The sequence below is a fragment of the Lutispora saccharofermentans genome, assembly GCF_024363565.1.
Classification (GTDB): Bacteria; Bacillota; Clostridia; order Lutisporales; family Lutisporaceae; genus Lutispora; species Lutispora saccharofermentans.
Genome location: NZ_JAJEKE010000022.1, coordinates 38,210 through 56,593 on the forward strand (window position 1 = coordinate 38,210; position 18,384 = coordinate 56,593).

The 18,384-nt window shown below is 41.7% G+C and carries 16 protein-coding genes and 1 pseudogene; 5 read left to right on the forward strand and 12 right to left on the reverse strand.

Annotated features, from left to right (window positions below; all coding sequences use genetic code 11):
- Position 1 precedes the first annotated feature (1 nt).
- From LJD61_RS18000 to LJD61_RS18035, 8 genes are all read right to left on the reverse strand, one after another.
- Positions 2 to 1,069: a M24 family metallopeptidase gene (locus LJD61_RS18000; protein WP_255228941.1), complete on the reverse strand. Its 1,068-nt coding sequence runs from the start codon at positions 1,067 to 1,069 to the stop codon at positions 2 to 4.
- A 110-nt stretch (positions 1,070 to 1,179) separates the two neighbouring features.
- Positions 1,180 to 2,727 (reverse strand): glutathione ABC transporter substrate-binding protein, encoded by a 1,548-nt coding sequence (locus tag LJD61_RS18005; RefSeq protein ID WP_255228942.1) that lies wholly within the window; start codon positions 2,725 to 2,727, stop codon positions 1,180 to 1,182.
- A 236-nt stretch (positions 2,728 to 2,963) separates the two neighbouring features.
- Positions 2,964 to 3,911 (reverse strand): ABC transporter ATP-binding protein, encoded by a 948-nt coding sequence (locus tag LJD61_RS18010; protein ID WP_255228944.1) that lies wholly within the window; start codon positions 3,909 to 3,911, stop codon positions 2,964 to 2,966.
- Positions 3,911 to 4,891, reverse strand: a complete 981-nt coding sequence (locus tag LJD61_RS18015; RefSeq protein WP_255228946.1) for an ABC transporter ATP-binding protein — start codon at positions 4,889 to 4,891, stop codon at positions 3,911 to 3,913. The genes LJD61_RS18010 and LJD61_RS18015 overlap by 1 nt, the downstream gene beginning before the upstream one ends.
- 15 nt (positions 4,892 to 4,906) lie before the next feature.
- Positions 4,907 to 5,776: an ABC transporter permease gene (locus tag LJD61_RS18020; protein WP_255228947.1), complete on the reverse strand. Its 870-nt coding sequence runs from the start codon at positions 5,774 to 5,776 to the stop codon at positions 4,907 to 4,909.
- Positions 5,763 to 6,731: an ABC transporter permease gene (locus tag LJD61_RS18025; protein WP_255228948.1), complete on the reverse strand. Its 969-nt coding sequence runs from the start codon at positions 6,729 to 6,731 to the stop codon at positions 5,763 to 5,765. Before LJD61_RS18025 ends, LJD61_RS18020 begins: the two co-directional genes overlap by 14 nt.
- Positions 6,732 to 6,765: 34 nt before the next feature.
- Positions 6,766 to 7,983 carry a pyridoxal phosphate-dependent aminotransferase gene (locus LJD61_RS18030; protein WP_255228950.1) on the reverse strand — a complete coding sequence of 406 codons (1,218 nt, stop codon included), beginning with the start codon at positions 7,981 to 7,983 and terminating at the stop codon, positions 6,766 to 6,768.
- A gap of 91 nt (positions 7,984 to 8,074) precedes the next feature.
- Entirely contained in the window at positions 8,075 to 10,030 is a 1,956-nt protein-coding gene (locus tag LJD61_RS18035) for a DUF4910 domain-containing protein (RefSeq protein WP_255228952.1), read from the reverse strand.
- Positions 10,031 to 10,281: 251 nt separating this feature from the next.
- On the opposite strand from LJD61_RS18035, the gene LJD61_RS18040 reads away from it, so the two are divergent.
- The 3 genes from LJD61_RS18040 (at position 10,282) to LJD61_RS18050 (ending at position 13,390) form a co-directional block, all read left to right on the forward strand.
- Positions 10,282 to 11,079 carry a hypothetical protein gene (locus LJD61_RS18040; protein WP_255228953.1) on the forward strand — a complete coding sequence of 266 codons (798 nt, stop codon included), beginning with the start codon at positions 10,282 to 10,284 and terminating at the stop codon, positions 11,077 to 11,079.
- Between the two features lie 315 nt (positions 11,080 to 11,394).
- Positions 11,395 to 12,417: a DnaD domain protein gene (locus LJD61_RS18045; RefSeq protein ID WP_255228954.1), complete on the forward strand. Its 1,023-nt coding sequence runs from the start codon at positions 11,395 to 11,397 to the stop codon at positions 12,415 to 12,417.
- Positions 12,410 to 13,390 carry an ATP-binding protein gene (locus LJD61_RS18050; protein WP_255228955.1) on the forward strand — a complete coding sequence of 327 codons (981 nt, stop codon included), beginning with the start codon at positions 12,410 to 12,412 and terminating at the stop codon, positions 13,388 to 13,390. The genes LJD61_RS18045 and LJD61_RS18050 overlap by 8 nt, the downstream gene beginning before the upstream one ends.
- Positions 13,391 to 13,430: 40 nt before the next feature.
- Here LJD61_RS18050 and LJD61_RS18055 read toward each other — a convergent pair whose 3' ends face one another.
- A complete protein-coding gene (locus tag LJD61_RS18055; RefSeq protein WP_408615816.1) occupies positions 13,431 to 14,222 on the reverse strand; it encodes a putative hydro-lyase in 792 nt (263 codons plus the stop codon).
- Positions 14,223 to 14,498: 276 nt separating this feature from the next.
- Here LJD61_RS18055 and LJD61_RS18060 point away from each other — a divergent pair, with 276 nt between their 5' ends.
- Entirely contained in the window at positions 14,499 to 15,608 is a 1,110-nt protein-coding gene (locus tag LJD61_RS18060; protein ID WP_255228957.1) for a radical SAM protein, read from the forward strand.
- A 32-nt stretch (positions 15,609 to 15,640) separates the two neighbouring features.
- Here LJD61_RS18060 and LJD61_RS20840 read toward each other — a convergent pair.
- Positions 15,641 to 16,395 (reverse strand): annotated as a pseudogene (locus LJD61_RS20840) (site-specific DNA-methyltransferase); the annotation flags it as partial.
- Between the two features lie 252 nt (positions 16,396 to 16,647).
- Here LJD61_RS20840 and LJD61_RS18075 point away from each other — a divergent pair.
- Positions 16,648 to 16,866, forward strand: a complete 219-nt coding sequence (locus LJD61_RS18075; protein ID WP_255228959.1) for a hypothetical protein — start codon at positions 16,648 to 16,650, stop codon at positions 16,864 to 16,866.
- Between the two features lie 17 nt (positions 16,867 to 16,883).
- Here LJD61_RS18075 and arsB read toward each other — a convergent pair whose 3' ends face one another.
- The gene (gene arsB, locus LJD61_RS18080) at positions 16,884 to 17,939 is read right to left on the reverse strand and encodes an ACR3 family arsenite efflux transporter (RefSeq protein ID WP_255228960.1); all 1,056 of its coding nucleotides are present in this window, start codon (positions 17,937 to 17,939) and stop codon (positions 16,884 to 16,886) included.
- Positions 17,940 to 17,972: 33 nt separating this feature from the next.
- Positions 17,973 to 18,212, reverse strand: coding sequence for a thioredoxin family protein (locus LJD61_RS18085; RefSeq protein WP_255228974.1), 240 nt, complete (start codon positions 18,210 to 18,212; stop codon positions 17,973 to 17,975).
- Positions 18,213 to 18,384 lie beyond the last annotated feature (172 nt).

The window sequence follows — 18,384 nt, forward strand, 5'->3', positions numbered from 1 at the left end:
ATTAAATTTCTATAAGATCTTTACAGGCGCCTGTAAGATTGATACATCCGCTTTCGGTTATTATGATATCATCCTCTATTCGTACGCCTCCCCAACCGGGAATATATATGCCAGGCTCTACAGTCATCGTCATTCCCGGCTTCAAGGTAATATCACCCTGGGTGTTTTGAGCGAAGCGCGGAGCTTCGTGTATATCTAAACCAAAGCTGTGACCCAGACCGTGCCCGAAATATTTGCTATAGCCGGCCTTTTCTATGACATCGCGGGCAGCTGTATCCACCTGCCGTCCGGTTATACCTGCTCTTACCATATTTATTGCAGCTTGCTGTGCAGCATGAACTATGGAGTATATTTCTTTTTGTTTAGCATTGGCCTTGCCCAGGCATACAGTGCGGGTAACGTCTGACCAGTATCCGCCGCAGTTACATCCAAAGTCCATCGTTATAAAATCACCGTTTCTCACCTTGCGTGCACCTGCAATGCCGTGTGGCAATGAACCATGCTCGCCGCTCGCCACAATAAATCTTTCAGCCATCCTCTCAACCTCCGGGAACTTTCGCATATAGCTTTGCAGCTCCAAGTCTATTTCTGCTTCTGTCATACCCTCGCGTATCTGTGTGATGACATGCTCAAAGGCAAGATCGGTTATCTCGCAGGCGCGCCGTATTCTGGAAAGCTCTGCATCATCCTTTATCATTCGAAGATTAACTATTTGATCATCTATGCCTGACAATATTTGTACTCCGCTGATAATGCGAAGAGCGTCAGCAAAGCGCAGCGTCATGAAGTCTCTCTCCACTCCGAGCTTGTCTATTTTTTTCTCCTTCAAATAGGCAAGTACATCATCCTCACCTTTTATAGGTATAATCTCATATCCTTTACATTCACCCTGAGCCTGTTCTGCATAGCGAAAATCTGAAAAAAATATTTTTGAGATTGTAGTTATAAGTACATAGCCTGCGCTGCCTGTAAAACCGCTTAAATATCTCCTATTTGCAGGGCAGTATATAAGTGCGGCATCAAGACCCGCTTCTGCTACAAATTTCTGCACATAGTTAGTTTTTCTCATTTTATCACCTTTCCATACTGACTCTCAACTGCAAGCCTTTGCCTATGCCGGCCCAACAAGATAGGAAGCCCCCGCCCGAATGGGGGGAGCTGTGTTTATACAAAATAATTTTAGAAGTAAAAATCCTCAATCTTGAGCTGACCGTCGTCATAAACACCAAAACCTTGAATATTAGCATTGTATACTATGACTTCTTCAGGACACTGGAGGAATACGCATGGGACTTCTTCCCAAACTATTTCTTGAGCCTCAAAATATGCATTCTTCCTGACCTCAGGATCTGTGGAGGAACGGCCAAGCTGCAGAAGCTCATCTACCTTCTTATTTGTATAGAAGGACATGTTGCCGCCTGCTCCATGCATAGAGGAGTGGAAAGAGGCATAGAGGGAGTAGTCCGGATCTCCTGTATCCGATGTCCAGCCAAGCCCGAACATCTCAAGATTACCTCCGATTACCTTATCAATAAATGCGCCGCGTTCAAGGGTCTCGATATTGACCTTTACCCCTATTTCTGCTAACTGTGCCTGAGCCATTTCAGCAGTATCAAGGCGTTCCTGGTTTTGATCACATGAGATAGTAATTTCAAGGCCATTTGGATATCCAGCCTCTGCTAAAAGAGCTTTTGCCTTCTCAACATTGTATTCATGAGGAGCCAGCTTATCATTAAAGGACCATACAACACTGCTCATAGGAGCAGAAGCAATTGATCCGACACCTTGATAAACAACGTTGAAAATGGCGTCCTTATTTATTGCCATATTGATAGCCTGTCTTACTTTTACGTTATCAAAAGGAGCCTTTTTGCAATTGAAGCAAAGGAAATTAATTCTGGAAGCCTGGCGCCTGAATACCTTGACATCTTTATTTGACTCAAGACGGCTAAGCTCGGAAGCCTGCACATCAATAGAAACATCTATCCCTCCTGTTTCAACTTCGATGGAACGGCTTGCGATCTCAGGTATACTGCGAAATACGACATTCTTTATTTTAGGCTTATTGCCCCAGTAATCTTCGTTGGCAACAAGGTCTATGCGGTCACCGGTTGTCCAGCTTACAAACTTATAAGGGCCTGTGCCTACAGGATTCTGACCGACCTTATCTCCTGCCTCTGTATAAGCTTTTTCATTCACAATTGACATAACAACGTGACCAAGGTGATTTAGAATAGGTCCAAATGGTTCAGTCATCTTCATTTCAAAGGTGTAATCATCGATAACCTTAGATTTTTCAAAGTCGATGGTTGCTCTGATAGATTCAGCGTGGGGAGATTGAGCAATTTGGGAGAAAGAGAAGGCTACATCGCTTGCTTTAAACTCCTCACCATTATGGAACTTAACGCCCTTTCTCAGGTGAAAGATATAAGTTGTGTCATCAACAATTTCCCAGCTCTCTGCAAGGCCCGGTGCTACGTTGCCCTCATCATCACGAGTAACAAGGGTATCAAAAATGCAGCTTGCCACACGTCCTGCAGGGGAATCTGTCGTACCGTAAGGATCAAGGGATTTGGCATCTGCTCCCTGAGCAATTATGATTGTATCTTTTACTTCTTTGGGAGTATCAGTGCCGGAATCAGGTGCATTTGTCTTTGCACTGCAGCCTACCGTCAATACCATGGCAATGGCAAGCATGACTGCAAGTACGTTTTTGAACATTTTCATATACATTCTCCTTTTCATTTTTAGTATTTTTGAACGAGACTTCATTCAGAGGGGGATTCAACCCCCACTGAATGTTAGTCGAGTCCATAGAAGGTGAATTGCCCCACAGGGGCAAGAGAGGCTGCCCTGGGGCACTGGACTTAGCCGATCTTGACATCCGCCGCCTATAGAGGCGGAGGTCTTAGAGCGGGTTAGTTCAGTGATAAAACAGCTTTGTATGCTGGTTTAATAAAAAATCAATATAGATGGCATGCTACAAAATGCCCCGGCTCAAGCTCCTTAAGCTCAGGCTGCAATTTTAAGCACTCAGGCTTTGTATAAAGGCAGCGAGGTGCGAAACGGCATCCGGGAGCAGGGTCTATTGGAGAAGCTATTTCCCCTTTAAGAAGTATGCGCTCTCTCTTGACATTGACTTTTGCTATCGGGATAGCAGAAAGAAGCGCTTGAGTATAGGGATGAAACTGTTTTTCAAAAAGCCTGTCAGAGGAACATTTCTCCACTAATGTACCTAAATACATAACGCAAATATTATCGGATATATGCTTAACCACTGAGAGATTATGAGTAATGAATATATAGGTAAGACCTCTTTGTTCCTGCAGATCCTGCATAAGATTGAGTATCTGTGCCTGAATAGAAACATCAAGGGCAGAAACCGGCTCGTCGCAGACAATAAACTTTGGCTCCAATGCGAGAGCACGCGCTATACCGATTCTCTGCCGGCGTCCTCCGTCAAGCTCATGGGGATATGAATCAGCAAGACGCTCTGCAAGACCCACCGTTTCCATTATCTCAAGAACCGCTTTCTCCTGCTTTATCTTGTCACCGTCGTACATATTATGGATTATCATAGGCTCCACAATTATGCTTTTGACAGTCATACGGGGATTTATGGAAGAGAAAGGATCCTGAAATATCATCTGCATATCCTTTCTGGATTCCTTAAGCCTATCACCACTGATATTGGTTATATCCTCATCCTCAAAGAAAATCTTCCCCTCAGTCGGTTCGAGAAGATGAATAATGCAGCGGCCAAGTGTAGATTTGCCACAGCCTGATTCCCCTACAATACCCAGCGTTTCGCCTCTTTCTATTGAGAAGGAAACATCGTCTACAGCGTGGAGAAGCCCTTTTGGGGTTTTGAAATATTTTTTGAGATTTTCTACTCTAAGCAATTCAGACATTATTCGTTCCCTCCTTTCTCAGTGCTGAAGCATTTTACAAAATGTCCCGCCTCTACCTCTATAGCAGGGGGATTATGTGTTTTGCATTTCTCGCAAGAGTACTTGCAGCGAGGTTCAAAACTGCATCCATCAGGAAGATTTGCAGGGTCAGGCATAAGTCCGGGAATAGGGTTAAGCCTGTCAGCTTTAGACTCAATATCCGGGATGGAGCCAAAGAGTCCCTTTGTATATGGGTGGCATGTGTTATCATAAATTTGTATGAGAGAACCATATTCCACTATTTCACCAGCGTACATAATAGCAACTTTGTCACACACTTCCACAACAACACCAAGATCATGGGTTATCAGGATCATGGATGTATTTTTCTCTCTTTTTAGTTTTGAGATAAGGTCAAGAACCTGTGCTTGAATGGTAACATCCAATGCAGTAGTGGGCTCATCCGCTAAAAGCAGCTCCGGATTGCATGAAAGAGCTATAGCAATAATAACACGCTGCTTCATCCCGCCCGAAAACTGATGAGGGTATTCTGAGTAGCGCTCTCCTGGTATGCCAACAAGCTCAAGCATTTCCTTTGCTTTTAAAGTAGCATCAGCATATGAAAGCTTTTCATGAATACGAAAGCTTTCTGCAATCTGATCGCCCACTGTAACAACAGGATTTAAAGAAGTCATAGGATCTTGAAATATCATAGATATCTTTTTACCGCGAATAGCTCTGAGCTTATGCTTATTGAGCTTTAGAAGGTCCTGACCCTGAAAAATGATTTCTCCTTCGGTGACTATTCCGGGGGGATCAGGTATAAGTCCCATAATGCCTAAAGCAGTGGTAGTTTTACCTGCCCCTGTTTCACCAACAAGACCAAGAGTTTCACCCCGGGATAGGGTAAGGTTAAGCCCGTTTACAGCCTCAACAGTACGCTCATCGGTTTTATATTGAATAGTAAGGTTTTTTATTTCAATAATATTGTCATTGTCCATTCTACTATGACCTCCTTAGTTCTTAAGTCGAGGATCTAACGCGTCACGCAATCCGTCACCCAATACATTCAAGGCAAATATAGTTATCATAATTGCAACTCCCGGGAAGGTGGTCATATGCCAGTAAGCTCTGATGTACTGTCTTGCAGATGAAAGCATAGAGCCCCACTCCGGTGTGGGAGGTTGTATGCCAAGTCCAAGGAAGCTCAATGCCGAAGCAGAAAGTATAGCGCCTGCCATACCTAAGGTTGCCTGAACAATAATTGGTGCAAGGCAGTTAGGTATGATATGTTTGAGAATAATTCTCGAATCTGAGGCGCCTATACACTGTGCTGCTTCTATATACTCCTGATCCTTTATGGTAAGAACAGAAGCGCGAACAACACGAGCATACCCCGGAATATCAGCAATAGCAATGGCTATTACCAGATTAAACAAGCCTGGCTTGAGGGCCGCCGCAAGGGATATTGCAAGGAGCATACCCGGAATCGCCATGAGAATATCCATAGCACGCATGAGCGTATTGTCCACTTTTCCGCCATAGTATCCGGAAATAGCACCAAGCAGTCCTCCGAAGATGATTGCCGCAATGATTGAAGAAAATCCAACTATGAGGGATATACGGCTTCCATAGATAATACGGCTGAGTATATCACGGCCAAAATTGTCAGTGCCAAGAAGATGCTGTTTGCTGGGAAACTCAAATGTGTGGCTGTAATCCTGAAGATCATAAGGATAGGGGGCAATGTAATCTGCAAATATTGCACAAATTATCAGAGCAGCAAGTGTTATGAGGGCAAACATTGCACTTTTATTCTTTTTCAAACGGTGCCAGGCATCATTCCAAAAACCTTTTTTTGGACCTTTTTTGTTACGCTTCCACATTCTTTTTGGGCCCCCTTTTCTTGGACAGTTTGTACTGGGACTTAATCCTGGGATCAATAAATCCATATAATATATCTACCAAAAGGTTACAAATACTAAAAGACAGAGCAAGTAAAAGAACGCCGCCCTGCACAACAGGGTTGTCTCTCATATTTATACTGTCTATGATAAACTTTCCAAGGCCGGAAATTGCAAATACAGATTCGATAAGCACAGAGCCGCCAAGGAGTGTGCCAAAACGCATCCCAATTACTGTAATAACGGGTATCATAGCATTTTTAAGTGCATGATATATAATAACTACACGTTCATTTTGCCCTTTTGCCCTTGCTGTTCGTATATAATCCTGGCGAATTACCTCAAGCATGCTGGATCTGGTCATCCTCATGATTGTAGCGGAACTCGAAAGCCCCAGCGTAAGCGAAGGAAGAATCCAGTACTTCCACCCGTAGGAGCCTGATGCCGGCAGCCATCTCAGATATACCGAGAATATTATTACCGCCATAAGCCCCGCCCAAAATGTCGGCATGGATACTCCTATCAAGGATATGCTTGTTGCTATCTTGTCAAATATCGAATATTGCTTGGTGGCAGAGATAATACCCATAGATACTCCTACAATTACCGAAATTGCAACGCTGAGTGTTGCTAAAAGTATTGTAGTTGGGAACCTCTCCAAAATTTCATCGATTACCGGTTTCTTAGATGCATAGGAGTTGCCAAGATCGAAGTCAAATACCAGGTTTTTTACATAACGCAATAGCTGCACAAAATAAGAATCATTGAGCCCTAAAGTTTCGCTGAGTTCTTCAACTGCCGAAGCTGATGCCCCTTCACCGAGAATCATTCTAGCAGGATCACCAGGCGTCATATACATAATTGTAAAAACAATTATGATAACTCCGAGAAGCACGGGTATCATCATCAGAAGTCTTTTACCAATATACCTTAACAAATTGTTCACTCCTTAAAATGGTTTAAATACTTATTTATTTGACACCTTTTTTTTCTGCAAGTTTTATAAGAGCCTTTCTCATTCGTATTACAGCCTCCCGAAGCTGATCTTCATTGAGAGCGCCGTGAACAATGCGCACATGCCCCCTTCCCTCGTTCCCATAGGGAGCACCTGAGTTTATCGCTACAAGCGCCTCATCATTAAGGTAGGATGTTATCTCACTTCCTGTCCCCAAACGGGAAACGTCCACCCAGGATAGGAAACCCGACTCTGACATGATCATAGAAACACCGGGTACATCGTGAAGAAGCTCGTATACGATTTTTCTGCGCCTGTCAAAGCTTTGAAAGTAAGACTCCATAAAGCTGTCATCACGCAAAGCGGCAATAGCTCCCAGCTGTGCGGTTGTATTTGCGGCGCCGATCACGGTAACGGCTGTCCCATACATCTTGTCAATGACTTTGGCATCGGCAACTATATACCCCACACGCAAACCGCTTAGCCCCATACCCTTGGAGATAGAGAATACGGAAACGGTACGCTCCCACATGCCCGGAAGAGCAGCTATGGAAACCATCTCTATACCGTCGAAGCATGGCTGCTCAAAAGCCTGATCAACTACAACGACCAGATCATTCTTTATTGCAAAATCCGCAAGGCTGGAAAGCTTTTCCCTGCGATAAACAGCAGTCGTCGGATTGTTGGGGTTTGTCAGGACTATCATCTTTGTTTTGGGTGTGAGTCTTTTTTCAAATTCCTCAATCCTAAACTGATAGCCGTCTTCTGCATAAACAGGTATGCGTACCACTTTACCGCCCATAATTTCTGTATTTTGAAAATTATTAGGGTAGCTGGGGTCTATTATCATCACTTCATCGCCTTTGTCTATAAAGAGAAGCATGGCGAAGAACAGACCGGAGTCGGATCCGGGTGTGATAAGGATATTTTTTTGGGGTTCGACTTCTATTCCATTTATTTTTTTAAGCTTTTTTGCTATTTCTACCTTAAGCTCACTATTGCCAATAGGCGCAGTATAATGGCTGGCAAAGCCGCTGTTGATAGAATCTGTCATCGCTTGTGCTACATGAGGCGGAATAGATGGATGGGGATAGAAAGGATCAGCCCACATCATTAGTGCCACGCCACGCTCGCCCATCTTGAGGACTGCATCACCTACGTCTGCTTTTTCTACTGCTGAAAAAAGTCCTCCTTCGGCCTTTTGAAAAGCCGGTGTCATTTTTTTTACAATCATCCCATTATCTTTCCTTTCAATTTTGCTTCTATTTCAATAAGTTTAATTTAAAATATTATTCTGACTGATAACAATTACGATGTTTCAGAGGCTAAGAGTTTGTAAGCTTTATAAGACCAATATCCGACAGCATTTCAAAAAACTCTTCAGCATAATCACCGCATTCCACTCCTGTCTGGAAATAAACTCGACGTGCAATATCAGCTACAGTTCTTTTGCCGTCAGCTTCATAGATTAAATAATCATCCAAGGAAGGATACCCAGGATATTTGCTGCGCAAGCCATAGAATTTTTTCTTTTCATAGGAGGTCATATCTCCTATTATGCTCCTCATCGCAAGGGGAGCCTTGAATAATCTCAGGGGAATGGGAGAGGATGACAAAGGATTTTTTTCTCTTCCTTTAAAGTAAATCTGTTCAAGGCGGAGAAAAAGTTCCTTTTCATCCTCAATCACCGATGAAATCTGACAGAACTCTTTTTCGTCAAAAAGAGATGAAATACGATTGAGGGTCGCAAAATATATATCCCTAATATAATCGCAGCGTTCTCTGGCATCACTGCAAGCTTTCTTTCTTCTCAGGCTGTTTATATACTGAAAAAATCGGTCAGAAACCTCAGGTATCACAGCTTCCGCATCTTCCACGGTAAACCTTGAATATATGTAGCAATATGAGCCTGCTAAAGCCGCAGAACGGCGAAGCATCTTTGGGTCAATATGATCAATGCTGTCGGCACTTGTGTGATAGGTCTTGTCCGGCCACTGCGTTAATGCAACAGCAGGAATGTCCACAGTAGGATCAGAAAGAATATAATGATCACTGCCAAAAGCAAAGGGCACCTTAGCACCCATAAAAAGAGGGACATATCTGTCCTTACCGCCAAAGCTGCATTCCTTTGATAGTTCTCTCATAATGATCGATGAAAGATCTCCGGAGAAGGAGTGGGCACAATCCGGTGTATCCACAATAATGGTTGGACCTGCCTTGCCATTCTGATAACCTGCTACCATATCAAGATTTATACCCGCTACTATCTTAGAGAGCCTGTCCTCGTTTTCCTTAAGAAATGCGTAAGTGCCTGTGAACTCTGGTATCAGCAGCAATCTTATTGTCCTGTGCGGGCGGGGAAGAGTACCTTCTGTAATAAGCCTTCCAAGAGCGCACATCGCTTCCATAGCCGCTGCCACACCGGAAGCGTTATCATTTACGCTGGAGCGTGGGTGGCACAAGTGGGCCACCATCAATATTTCCTCATCCGTATCACCATGGATAACAGCATCAACGTTTTCTATAAAGCCCTTCGTCAAAGTTGAAGAAACCTTAAAGCGCGCCGTAGGCCTTCTTTCTTCAGCTGCCATAGCTATGCAAGCTTCACGAAGCCTTTTGCCGCTATAGGGTGATATGGCAAAACCGCAGAGTTTATTCTCCTGTTCCTCACTATAAATATGGAAGCTGAGATTTGCATGGGAATAAGCCATTTCCTTGTCTTCACTCATATTTATGCGTACAGGCTTTATTTCCGGCATGGACACTGTTATGATGCCCAACGCACCTAACTCTATGGCACGTTTACACCATTTGTCAAAATCATTTTCCACAAAGAGCAAAGCTCCTGCGAGAGAAATATTAAGGTCTGCCGGAGCAATATTATTCTCTACATATATGATTGGGATATCCTTATTTGAAAAATCCATATTTGCACTACGCTGTATAATGGACATTTCTTCACGGTTGAAATCAGAAAGACGCTCCTGCCACGGCAGGATAATTTCCAGCCACCCTTCTGTACAATTCCATTCCTTAAAGAGCTTCTGGGTAAAGCAGAGAGTCCTTCCATCGGCAGGATAGCTGTGAATGCAAACATCCAGACCGTTTTGCCGCAAAAGACTGGCTGTACACTCTGCAGCAGCTCTGTATCCTTGGGAGGCCTGTACCCTATGAAAAGCGGAGACTTCTCTAACAAAGCTCATTGCCTCACCACCGCTGCAGGCATCATTTATGACTTCTATGCATCTTTGTAAAGTAAATGCCTCGTTGGATTTTGCCATTTCCAGGACCCCCTTCTATAAGAAGATTTATACTGAATTATTATTCATCAGTATAGCACAGCTTGTCTCTAAAGCAATGGAAACAGGAGAATTCAGAATACTCGCCAGTCACTAATTATGCAACAAATAATTAAAATAATTTAATTCTTGCATTCTTTAAAAGGGTACCTCCCCATAACTGCCAACTTGTATTTAACTGAGATAGATGATAAAATTATTAAATAAATATCATGCTGAAAGGGGGTAGCAGCTTGGACAATATCGTCAGTAAAATACGCAGATTAAATACAGTATTTAGTAAATCTGCAACCACATTTATACCGCTTGACGCACTTTGTGATGAGCTTTGCGGTATAATAGGTTGCAATATTTATCTTTTTAATACTGATGGGCATATATTTGCTTACTCGGTTGCACAGAAATTTCTTTGTCCATATACGAAGTGCTCCCTTGAAAATGAGGAACTCCCTCAGTACTATATGGATTTTTTCAGCAAAAATAACATAAGTATTACAGACATGTACGAAGAGCACCCGGAATGCACCTATGCAGATGTGAAACACTGTCTTTTCAACAACAGATACTACTCTATGTATCCAATATTTTCCGCATTTAAAAAAGTAGCAGGTATATTATTTATAAGATATGAAGAGCCTTTTTCCGAGTCAGACAAGATTTTGTGCGAATACACTTGTGCAATAGTCTCGATAGAAATGTTGCGGCAGGAGCAGGAGAAAATACAGCACCTCTCTATGGAGGCTGCCAAGGCCAAGCTGGCTGTAAACTCCCTTACATTCAGTGAGAAAAAAGCCGCCCGCGCTATTTTGGAGGCCATCAAGGGAGATAGTGGTGAGGTCTTTCTCAATTCTATTGCATGCAAAACTTATACAACCCCGTCTACAGTATCCGGTGCCCTCAAAAAGCTTGAGCTGGCAACTTTGATAGCTACAAGAACAAGGGGGGTAAAGGGTAAATATATAAAAATACTCAATCAAAATCTGCGAAGTGAGCTTGAAGAATACGAAAGAAATCCGCGCACAATTTCCTGATAATTGCTATTGATTTCTGCAATAAGTCAGGAAAAAAGCAATCTTATAATTATGCATAAATATACGTTAATATCTATAAAACAATCTCCGGAATATAATGCACCATATATTGGTGCTATTTATTTTTGTAAATCTATATGGCTTTTATATTTTTATTGGCAATAATCTATATAAAAGGCTATTAAACTATACAACTTTTTTTGATGAGAAAGGCATTTGCTGGACAAACTACAAAGCAAGTAGGATTATCAGAATGAAAATTATGCTATAATAGATTATAAACCGAATTTTATTCCTGTTTCGGGAGGAATTGATATGAATTACTTTAAATACATGGCCTATAATGAGGACTTAGGCCATACACCGGTGGAAAATACTTTTATAAACCACTATATGCCGGCAGCTCCGGGGGATTATGTCAAGGTGTATCTATTGGGGCTTAAATGCTCCTATAGTCTTCAAAATAATTATTTATCTGATGAAATAATCGCCAAAACAGTGAATATATCTTTAGAAGAAGTAAGGAAGGCCTGGCAGTACTGGGAGGCCCAGGGCATACTCCGGGTTATACAGCAATCCGAGAAAGAAGACAACAATGTAATAGAATTTATGGATATAAAAGAGCTGGTTCTAAACATAAAGGGCAAGGAGAGCAAACCCGGAAAGAACAGTGTAGATAGGATCATACTGGCAAGACAGGACATAAAGGTTAAAGATATGTTCGATTACATAAGAAAAATTTCCGGGAGAGAGCTGTCCCAAAATGAGATCTTCACATTTTTGGACTGGATAGACGATTATGGCTTTCCTCCTGAGATTGTGGTCATGATAGTGGAAGACTGCTATTCCAGAAGCAAAAAGGATCTTCCTTATCTGAAGCAAGTAGCCAAAAACTGGTTCGATGCAGGGGTGGATTCTCAGGAAAAGGCCTTGGTCTATGCCAACCGCCACAAGGAAAAATGGCAAAAGTACAGCAAGGTATTGAACTTTCTCAGGATCGGCCGTCAGCCCACAGCGGTGGAGGAGGAAATGCTGCAGAAATGGTTTTATGAGTTTTCCTTCCCCGACGAAGCGGTGCTTCGCGCCTGTGAACAAACAGTCAAAACAGTAAAACCTTCTTTTGCTTACATAGACAAAGTTTTAACTGAATGGCATGAGAAGAACATAAAAACAATGGATGAAATCGAAGCTTACCTGTCCAGAAATAATACTGAAGCTAAAAAAAGCACACCCAAGACAGGGAGGAGCAGCTTCAATAATTTCAAAGGACGTACATATGACACAGATCTTCTAAAACAAAGGCTCCTAAAAAAGAGCAGAGGTGAGTTAAGTGAATAATATCCAAGCCATCATGAAGGAATATGAGGAAGCCAGAGAAAAAAACAAAAGAGAGCTGGAAAACAGAAAAGAAGAGCTCTATGCCAAGCTGCCGAGGTTAAAGGAAATTGATGATGATATGATAAGCCTGAGCATATCCATAACCAAGGCAGTGCTGAGTAATACCGTAAACCATGAAAAGCTGGTGGAAGAGCTGCATAAGAAGCAAACAGACTTAAAGGTGGAAAAAGCAGAAATACTCACGGCAAACGAATATCCGAAGGATTATCTCCAAATAAAGTATAATTGCAAAAAATGCAAGGATACGGGATATATAGGCTTGGAAAAATGCAGCTGCCTGGCACAGAAGCTTATCGCCTATCAATACAGGCAGTTCAAGCTCTCCCATAAAGTAGCCCGGGAAAACTTTGACAACTTCAATATCAACTATTATTCAGACGAGCTAATGGATAATAGAGTATCTCCCAGAGAAAATATGAAGCAAATATATTTTGAATGCATAAAATATGCACAAGAATTTGACAATCACGTCAAAAATCTGCTGTTTATAGGGAGGCCGGGCCTTGGCAAGACCTTTCTATGCAACTCCATAGCCAAGAGCTTGCTGGACGCGGGAAAAAGCGTCATGTACCAGTCATCTCCGGATTTGATAGACCTGGTGAGAAAGTTCAAATTCGATTTTGACAATGAAGAAGCGGGAGATGAGGCTCTGAAGGATGTATACGAATGCGACCTGCTCATAATAGATGATCTGGGCACCGAGCTGAACACCCAGTTTTCCGGCCTTGTCATATACAATATATTGAATAAAAGGCTTACAGACAACAAAAAGATGATCATATCCACCAACCTGGATGTAGATGAAATAATGAAGACTTATTCTGAGAGGATATCCTCAAGAATATTCGGCAACTTTGATATGTTCGAGTTCTATGGTGAAGATATAAGGCTTAAGATGCATGATATAATATAATAAACTACCCTCGTAGTCGGCGAGGGTAGTTTATTATATATTACAGCACTGCTAAGTCTTCGTCCTTAGGATCGCAGATGAACATATGCCCCGGAGAATGGGTTATCATAAGCTCCGGCTTGCTTGTCATCGCTATGGATTGGGGTGTAACGCCGCAGGCCCAGAATACCGGCACTTCCCCATCCTTTATGTTGGATGGATCTCCAAAATCAGGCTTGTTTACATCCTTAATCCCTATTTGTCCCGGATCTCCTATATGGATCGGAGCACCATGTACCTGAGGAAATCTTGAAGTAGCCTGAACAGCCCTTGGGACCTGGCGGTACGGTATTGGTCTCATGCTGACGACCATTTTGCCGTGAAATTTGCCCGCAGGCATGCAGTCGATATTTGTTATATACATAGGCACATTATGGTTATCCTCTATATGCCTCACAGGTATTGAAGCGTTTAACATGGCGGATTCGAAGGAAAAGCTGCAGCCCAGCAAAAATCCGACAAGATCGTCTCTCCAGTACTTTTCAATATTATTCACTTCATCTACCAGTTCACCGTATTTATAAATCCTGTATTTCGGTACATCGGATCTCAAGTCTGCGCCCTTTGCCATGATCTTAGGCTCCGGATTGCCTACGTCCGTCACATCCAGTATCGGGCAGGGTTTAGGATTTCTCTGAGCAAATAATAAAAAGTCAAAGGCCAAATCCTTGGGAACGATTGCAAGATTTGCCTGTATGTGACCTCTGCACATGCCTGAGGTAGGCCAGGTCACTTCTTCTTTTCTGATAAGTGCTCTAACTTCTCTTGGGCTCATATTGGCTAAATCCATCATATAATCGCCGAACAGCTCGGCTATCCCCCTTTGTTTTATATTGTATCGCTTATATATATATATTACCACAATAGGTAGTAATAATGTTCACATAGTGTGTATAATCCCCCAGGCATCATCCGTTAAATTCTCCCTTTTAATTCAAAATAATCATTGTCTGCTCGGTCTTCTATGCCCTCTGATACTTCTATCATTTTCAAAATTACGATATAATTATGGAAGAAACAAATTAGACTGTAAAGCTTTGAATTTATTTTTATTTTTTGGGGGATAGCAATGGAAAAAGTAAGTATAAGCAAAATATCAAACAAAACATTAACAAATATGTTAAACAATTCTATAGAATTGCTTGTAGAAGATTTTATAAAAATAGTTCTCAGTGACTTTTCTTCAGCAAAAAAGATAATTAGTATTGCATTAAAACAAAAGCAAGCAGAGAAGGTTAGAAATAAATATGAAGAAAACGGATTGCATATACCACCGTTTATGATAAGCTCTATAACCAGCATATGTAACTTAAAATGCAAGGGATGCTATGACAGGTTGAAAACTCATAGTTGCTCACCTGAGCTTTCTGAGGAAGAATGGTCAGGTATTTTTCTTCAGGCCAGAGATCTGGGAATTTCATTTATATTGATCGCAGGGGGAGAGCCCCTCGCTAAAGATAAGGTAATAAAAGAATGTATGAAATTTCCCGAAATTATTTTTCCCATATTTACAAACGGAATGTTAATCAACGAAGAATGGGCTGGATTCTTTTCTTCATGCAGAAATATTATACCGGTTGTAAGTATAGAAGGAGATAAGAATCAAACTGATGATAGAAGAGGGGAAGGCGTATTTGAAAGAATTTCTTTAAGCCTAGATTTGCTGGGAAAAAGAAATATTTTTTATGGCATATCCATCACTGCGACATCAGATAATTTTGATAGTGTTCTGGATGAGGACTATATAAGGAGCTATATCGATAGAGGCTGCAAGGCTTTTTTCTTTATCGAATATGTTCCCTTTGATGCTTCGACAAAAAATCTTGTAATAAATTCAGCCCAAAGGGATGAACTTGACAGTCGCCTTAAAAGATTAAGAAAAAGATATAAAGGTTTATTCATTGCTTTCCCCGGAGATGAAAAAGAATTTGGAGGATGTTTAGCAGCGGGCAGAGGCTTTATTCACATTAATTCCAGGGGGGCAGTAGAGCCATGTCCCTTTGCGCCATATTCAGATGTAAGTTTAAAAAACTTAACACTTAAAGAGGCATTGAGTTCATCTTTATTAAATGAAATACGAAGTCTTCATGGATTGTTCCAGGAACATAAAGGCGGATGTACACTCTTTGAAAATAAAGACATTGTAGAGAGCCATTTGAAAAACATAACTTATAAGTAATACATAACATTGCTGAGCTTATGCTATATAGTTTTATAAACTCTGAAACCAACGTCCAGCTTATCTATGTATTCCTTATCCTTATAATCTTCCTTTATCTTTTCTCCGGCTCTTCGTATCCTATCCTTGCCTATTTCGCATATATTTTTATATCCCGCCTTATAGGCTTGAGATTTTTCATCCGTAAGCTCCGGCAGCTGTATCATGATAAACCTGCGGTTTCCTCCGTCCTCCGCATTGAGCTCCATGACTGCGTGGGCTGTGGTCGCCGATCCCGAGAAGAAATCCAGCGCTATATCCGCATTATCCCTTGCCGTTGATAACTGAAGCATCCTTTTTATCAAGCCTATAGGCAGCGCCTGTGTTGGGATTTATTATTTCATATTGCTGATTTGGGTCTCCACCCGCCTACCTGAAAGGGATCTGCCTTCCAAGGTCCTCTCGTATCGTCATCCGGGTTTTCAAACCCCTCTCCGAAGATTTCATCGCATATCAGCCTCAGATTAGCAGCTTCATTATCATCTATGCTTATGAAAATGACTCCGTCTTCAGAGAGCAGATCACAGCCGAGCTTCAATCCCGGGTATATCATGGAGCACAGCTTGAATGAGAGAAATTGTCACTATATATGAAATCCTTTCCAGTATTATATGGCGGATCTATATATCATCTTTATCCTGTTTTTGAAGCTATCCTGCAAAAGCTTTAAAGCCTCCAGATTATCTCCCTCAATATAGATATTCCCTGTATTTTCCCAATGCTTGCTTTCTTCCGGACAAGGTGTAAGGATCTTGCAGGAGGGCTTATATGTCTCAGCTATGGCTGCCTTTTTCCCCACCCAGTTCAGCCCGTAGCATTCGCTGTATTTTTCAATATCGCTGATCCTATCCATTGCTATCAACTCCCCACCGTTATTCCTCGCAATCTTCTCATATAATATTATACGACAAAGATGATGGGATAAATATGATATTGATAACTGCTTCCCTTATAAAACTCGCAGATATATGGTAAAATTGAGATAGGTAAGAATGACAGCATGCAGCGATGTGAATATAAAGGAAGTGTAATAATATTGAGCAACGGGAAATTCAAGCTCTTAGGCCAGGATTTTGATTACAGAGAAGATGAATACGACCGCTTAAAGGATTTGAACAGAAACAAAAAAGAGTATAAAGTCTTTACAAATAAAGCTAATTTTAAGAAGATAGAATTTGACTATGAAGAAGATCCCTATGAGCCGGAAAAAGGCAGATAGGGATCTTCTTTTAAGCCTTATTCAGATTTATCAAACCAGTCTTTTGTGTTATTAGCAATTCTAACCAAGGTCAGCATCACAGGGACTTCAACCAATACCCCTACCACAGTAGCTATGGTGGCTCCCGATTTTAAGCCGAACAAAGAAATCGCCACTGCTACTGCCAGTTCAAAAAAGTTGGATGCTCCGATCATGCCTGCAGGCGCTGCCACATCATGAGGCAGCTTCCAAAGCTTAGACCAGAAGTACGCTATGAAAAAAATCAAAAAGGTCTGGATGATCAATGGCACCGCTATCAAAGCAATATTCAGAGGATTATCCACTATTGTCTGCCCCTGGAAAGAGAAAATAATTATCAATGTGAGAAGCAATCCTATTATTGTGACATTGTTGAACTTCGGTATGAATGTCTTTTCAAAATATTCCAATCCCTTGTTCTTTACTATTGTTGTCCTTGAGAACCATCCTGCTGTAAGGGGAATCACAACGAACAGCACAACAGACATGAACAAAGTAGCCCAGGGTATTGCTATATCGCTTATGCCCAGCAAGAATGCCACTATAGGCACAAATGCGGCCAGTATTATGAGGTCGTTGGTAGCAACCTGGACAAGCGTATATGCCGGATTGCCGTTTGTAAGATGACTCCAGACAAACACCATAGCTGTACAAGGCGCTGCTCCCAACAGCACTGCCCCTGCAAGATAATCCTTGGCAAGCTCGGATGGTATAAGTCCCTTGAAAACCGTATAAAAGAAAAATGCTGCAATAGCGTACATTGTAAAAGGCTTGATAAGCCAGTTTGTAACCCATGTAACTATAAGTCCTTTAGGATTTTTCCCCACCTGCTTTATGCTGGCAAAATCAACCTTAAGCATCATGGGATAAATCATCAGCCAAATAAGTATAGCCACAGGTATTGATACATTAGCATATTCGAATTTGCTCAGCAGTTCGGGTATGGCAGGAATGTACACCCCGATCAAAACCCCGGCTGCCATGCATAATATAACCCATACCGTAAGATATTTTTCAAAAAATCCAATGCCGGCTATAGCTTTTTCTTTATCCATAAATCATTGCTCCTATCTCCCAACACATATTAGCTATTTAGCGCTTTCTAAGATTTTCACAATCTCCTTCGGCTTTAAGACCTTGCCATAGGACATGACCTTTTCATCAACTACAAGCCCAGGCGTTGTCATAACCCCATAAGCCATAATGTCCTTAAAATCCGTTACTTTAATGATTTCCGCCTCAATGCCCATCTCCTTTAATGCTGCTTCAGTGTTTTCTTTCAAGTTGATACAGTTCTTGCATCCGGAGCCTAAAATTTTTATTACCACCATTCATCTCTCCTTAAAATATATTTGTTGCGGTACCTGATAACAAGTATAAAGCTTCAAGGCTAAGACTTTGTATGCTTGTATAGGGCTGCGTCAAAACTCGCATGCAGCGTTTGTCATTACTGTTAAGATTCAAGTAAGTTATAAGAGTTTCCGATTAAACAGCATATAG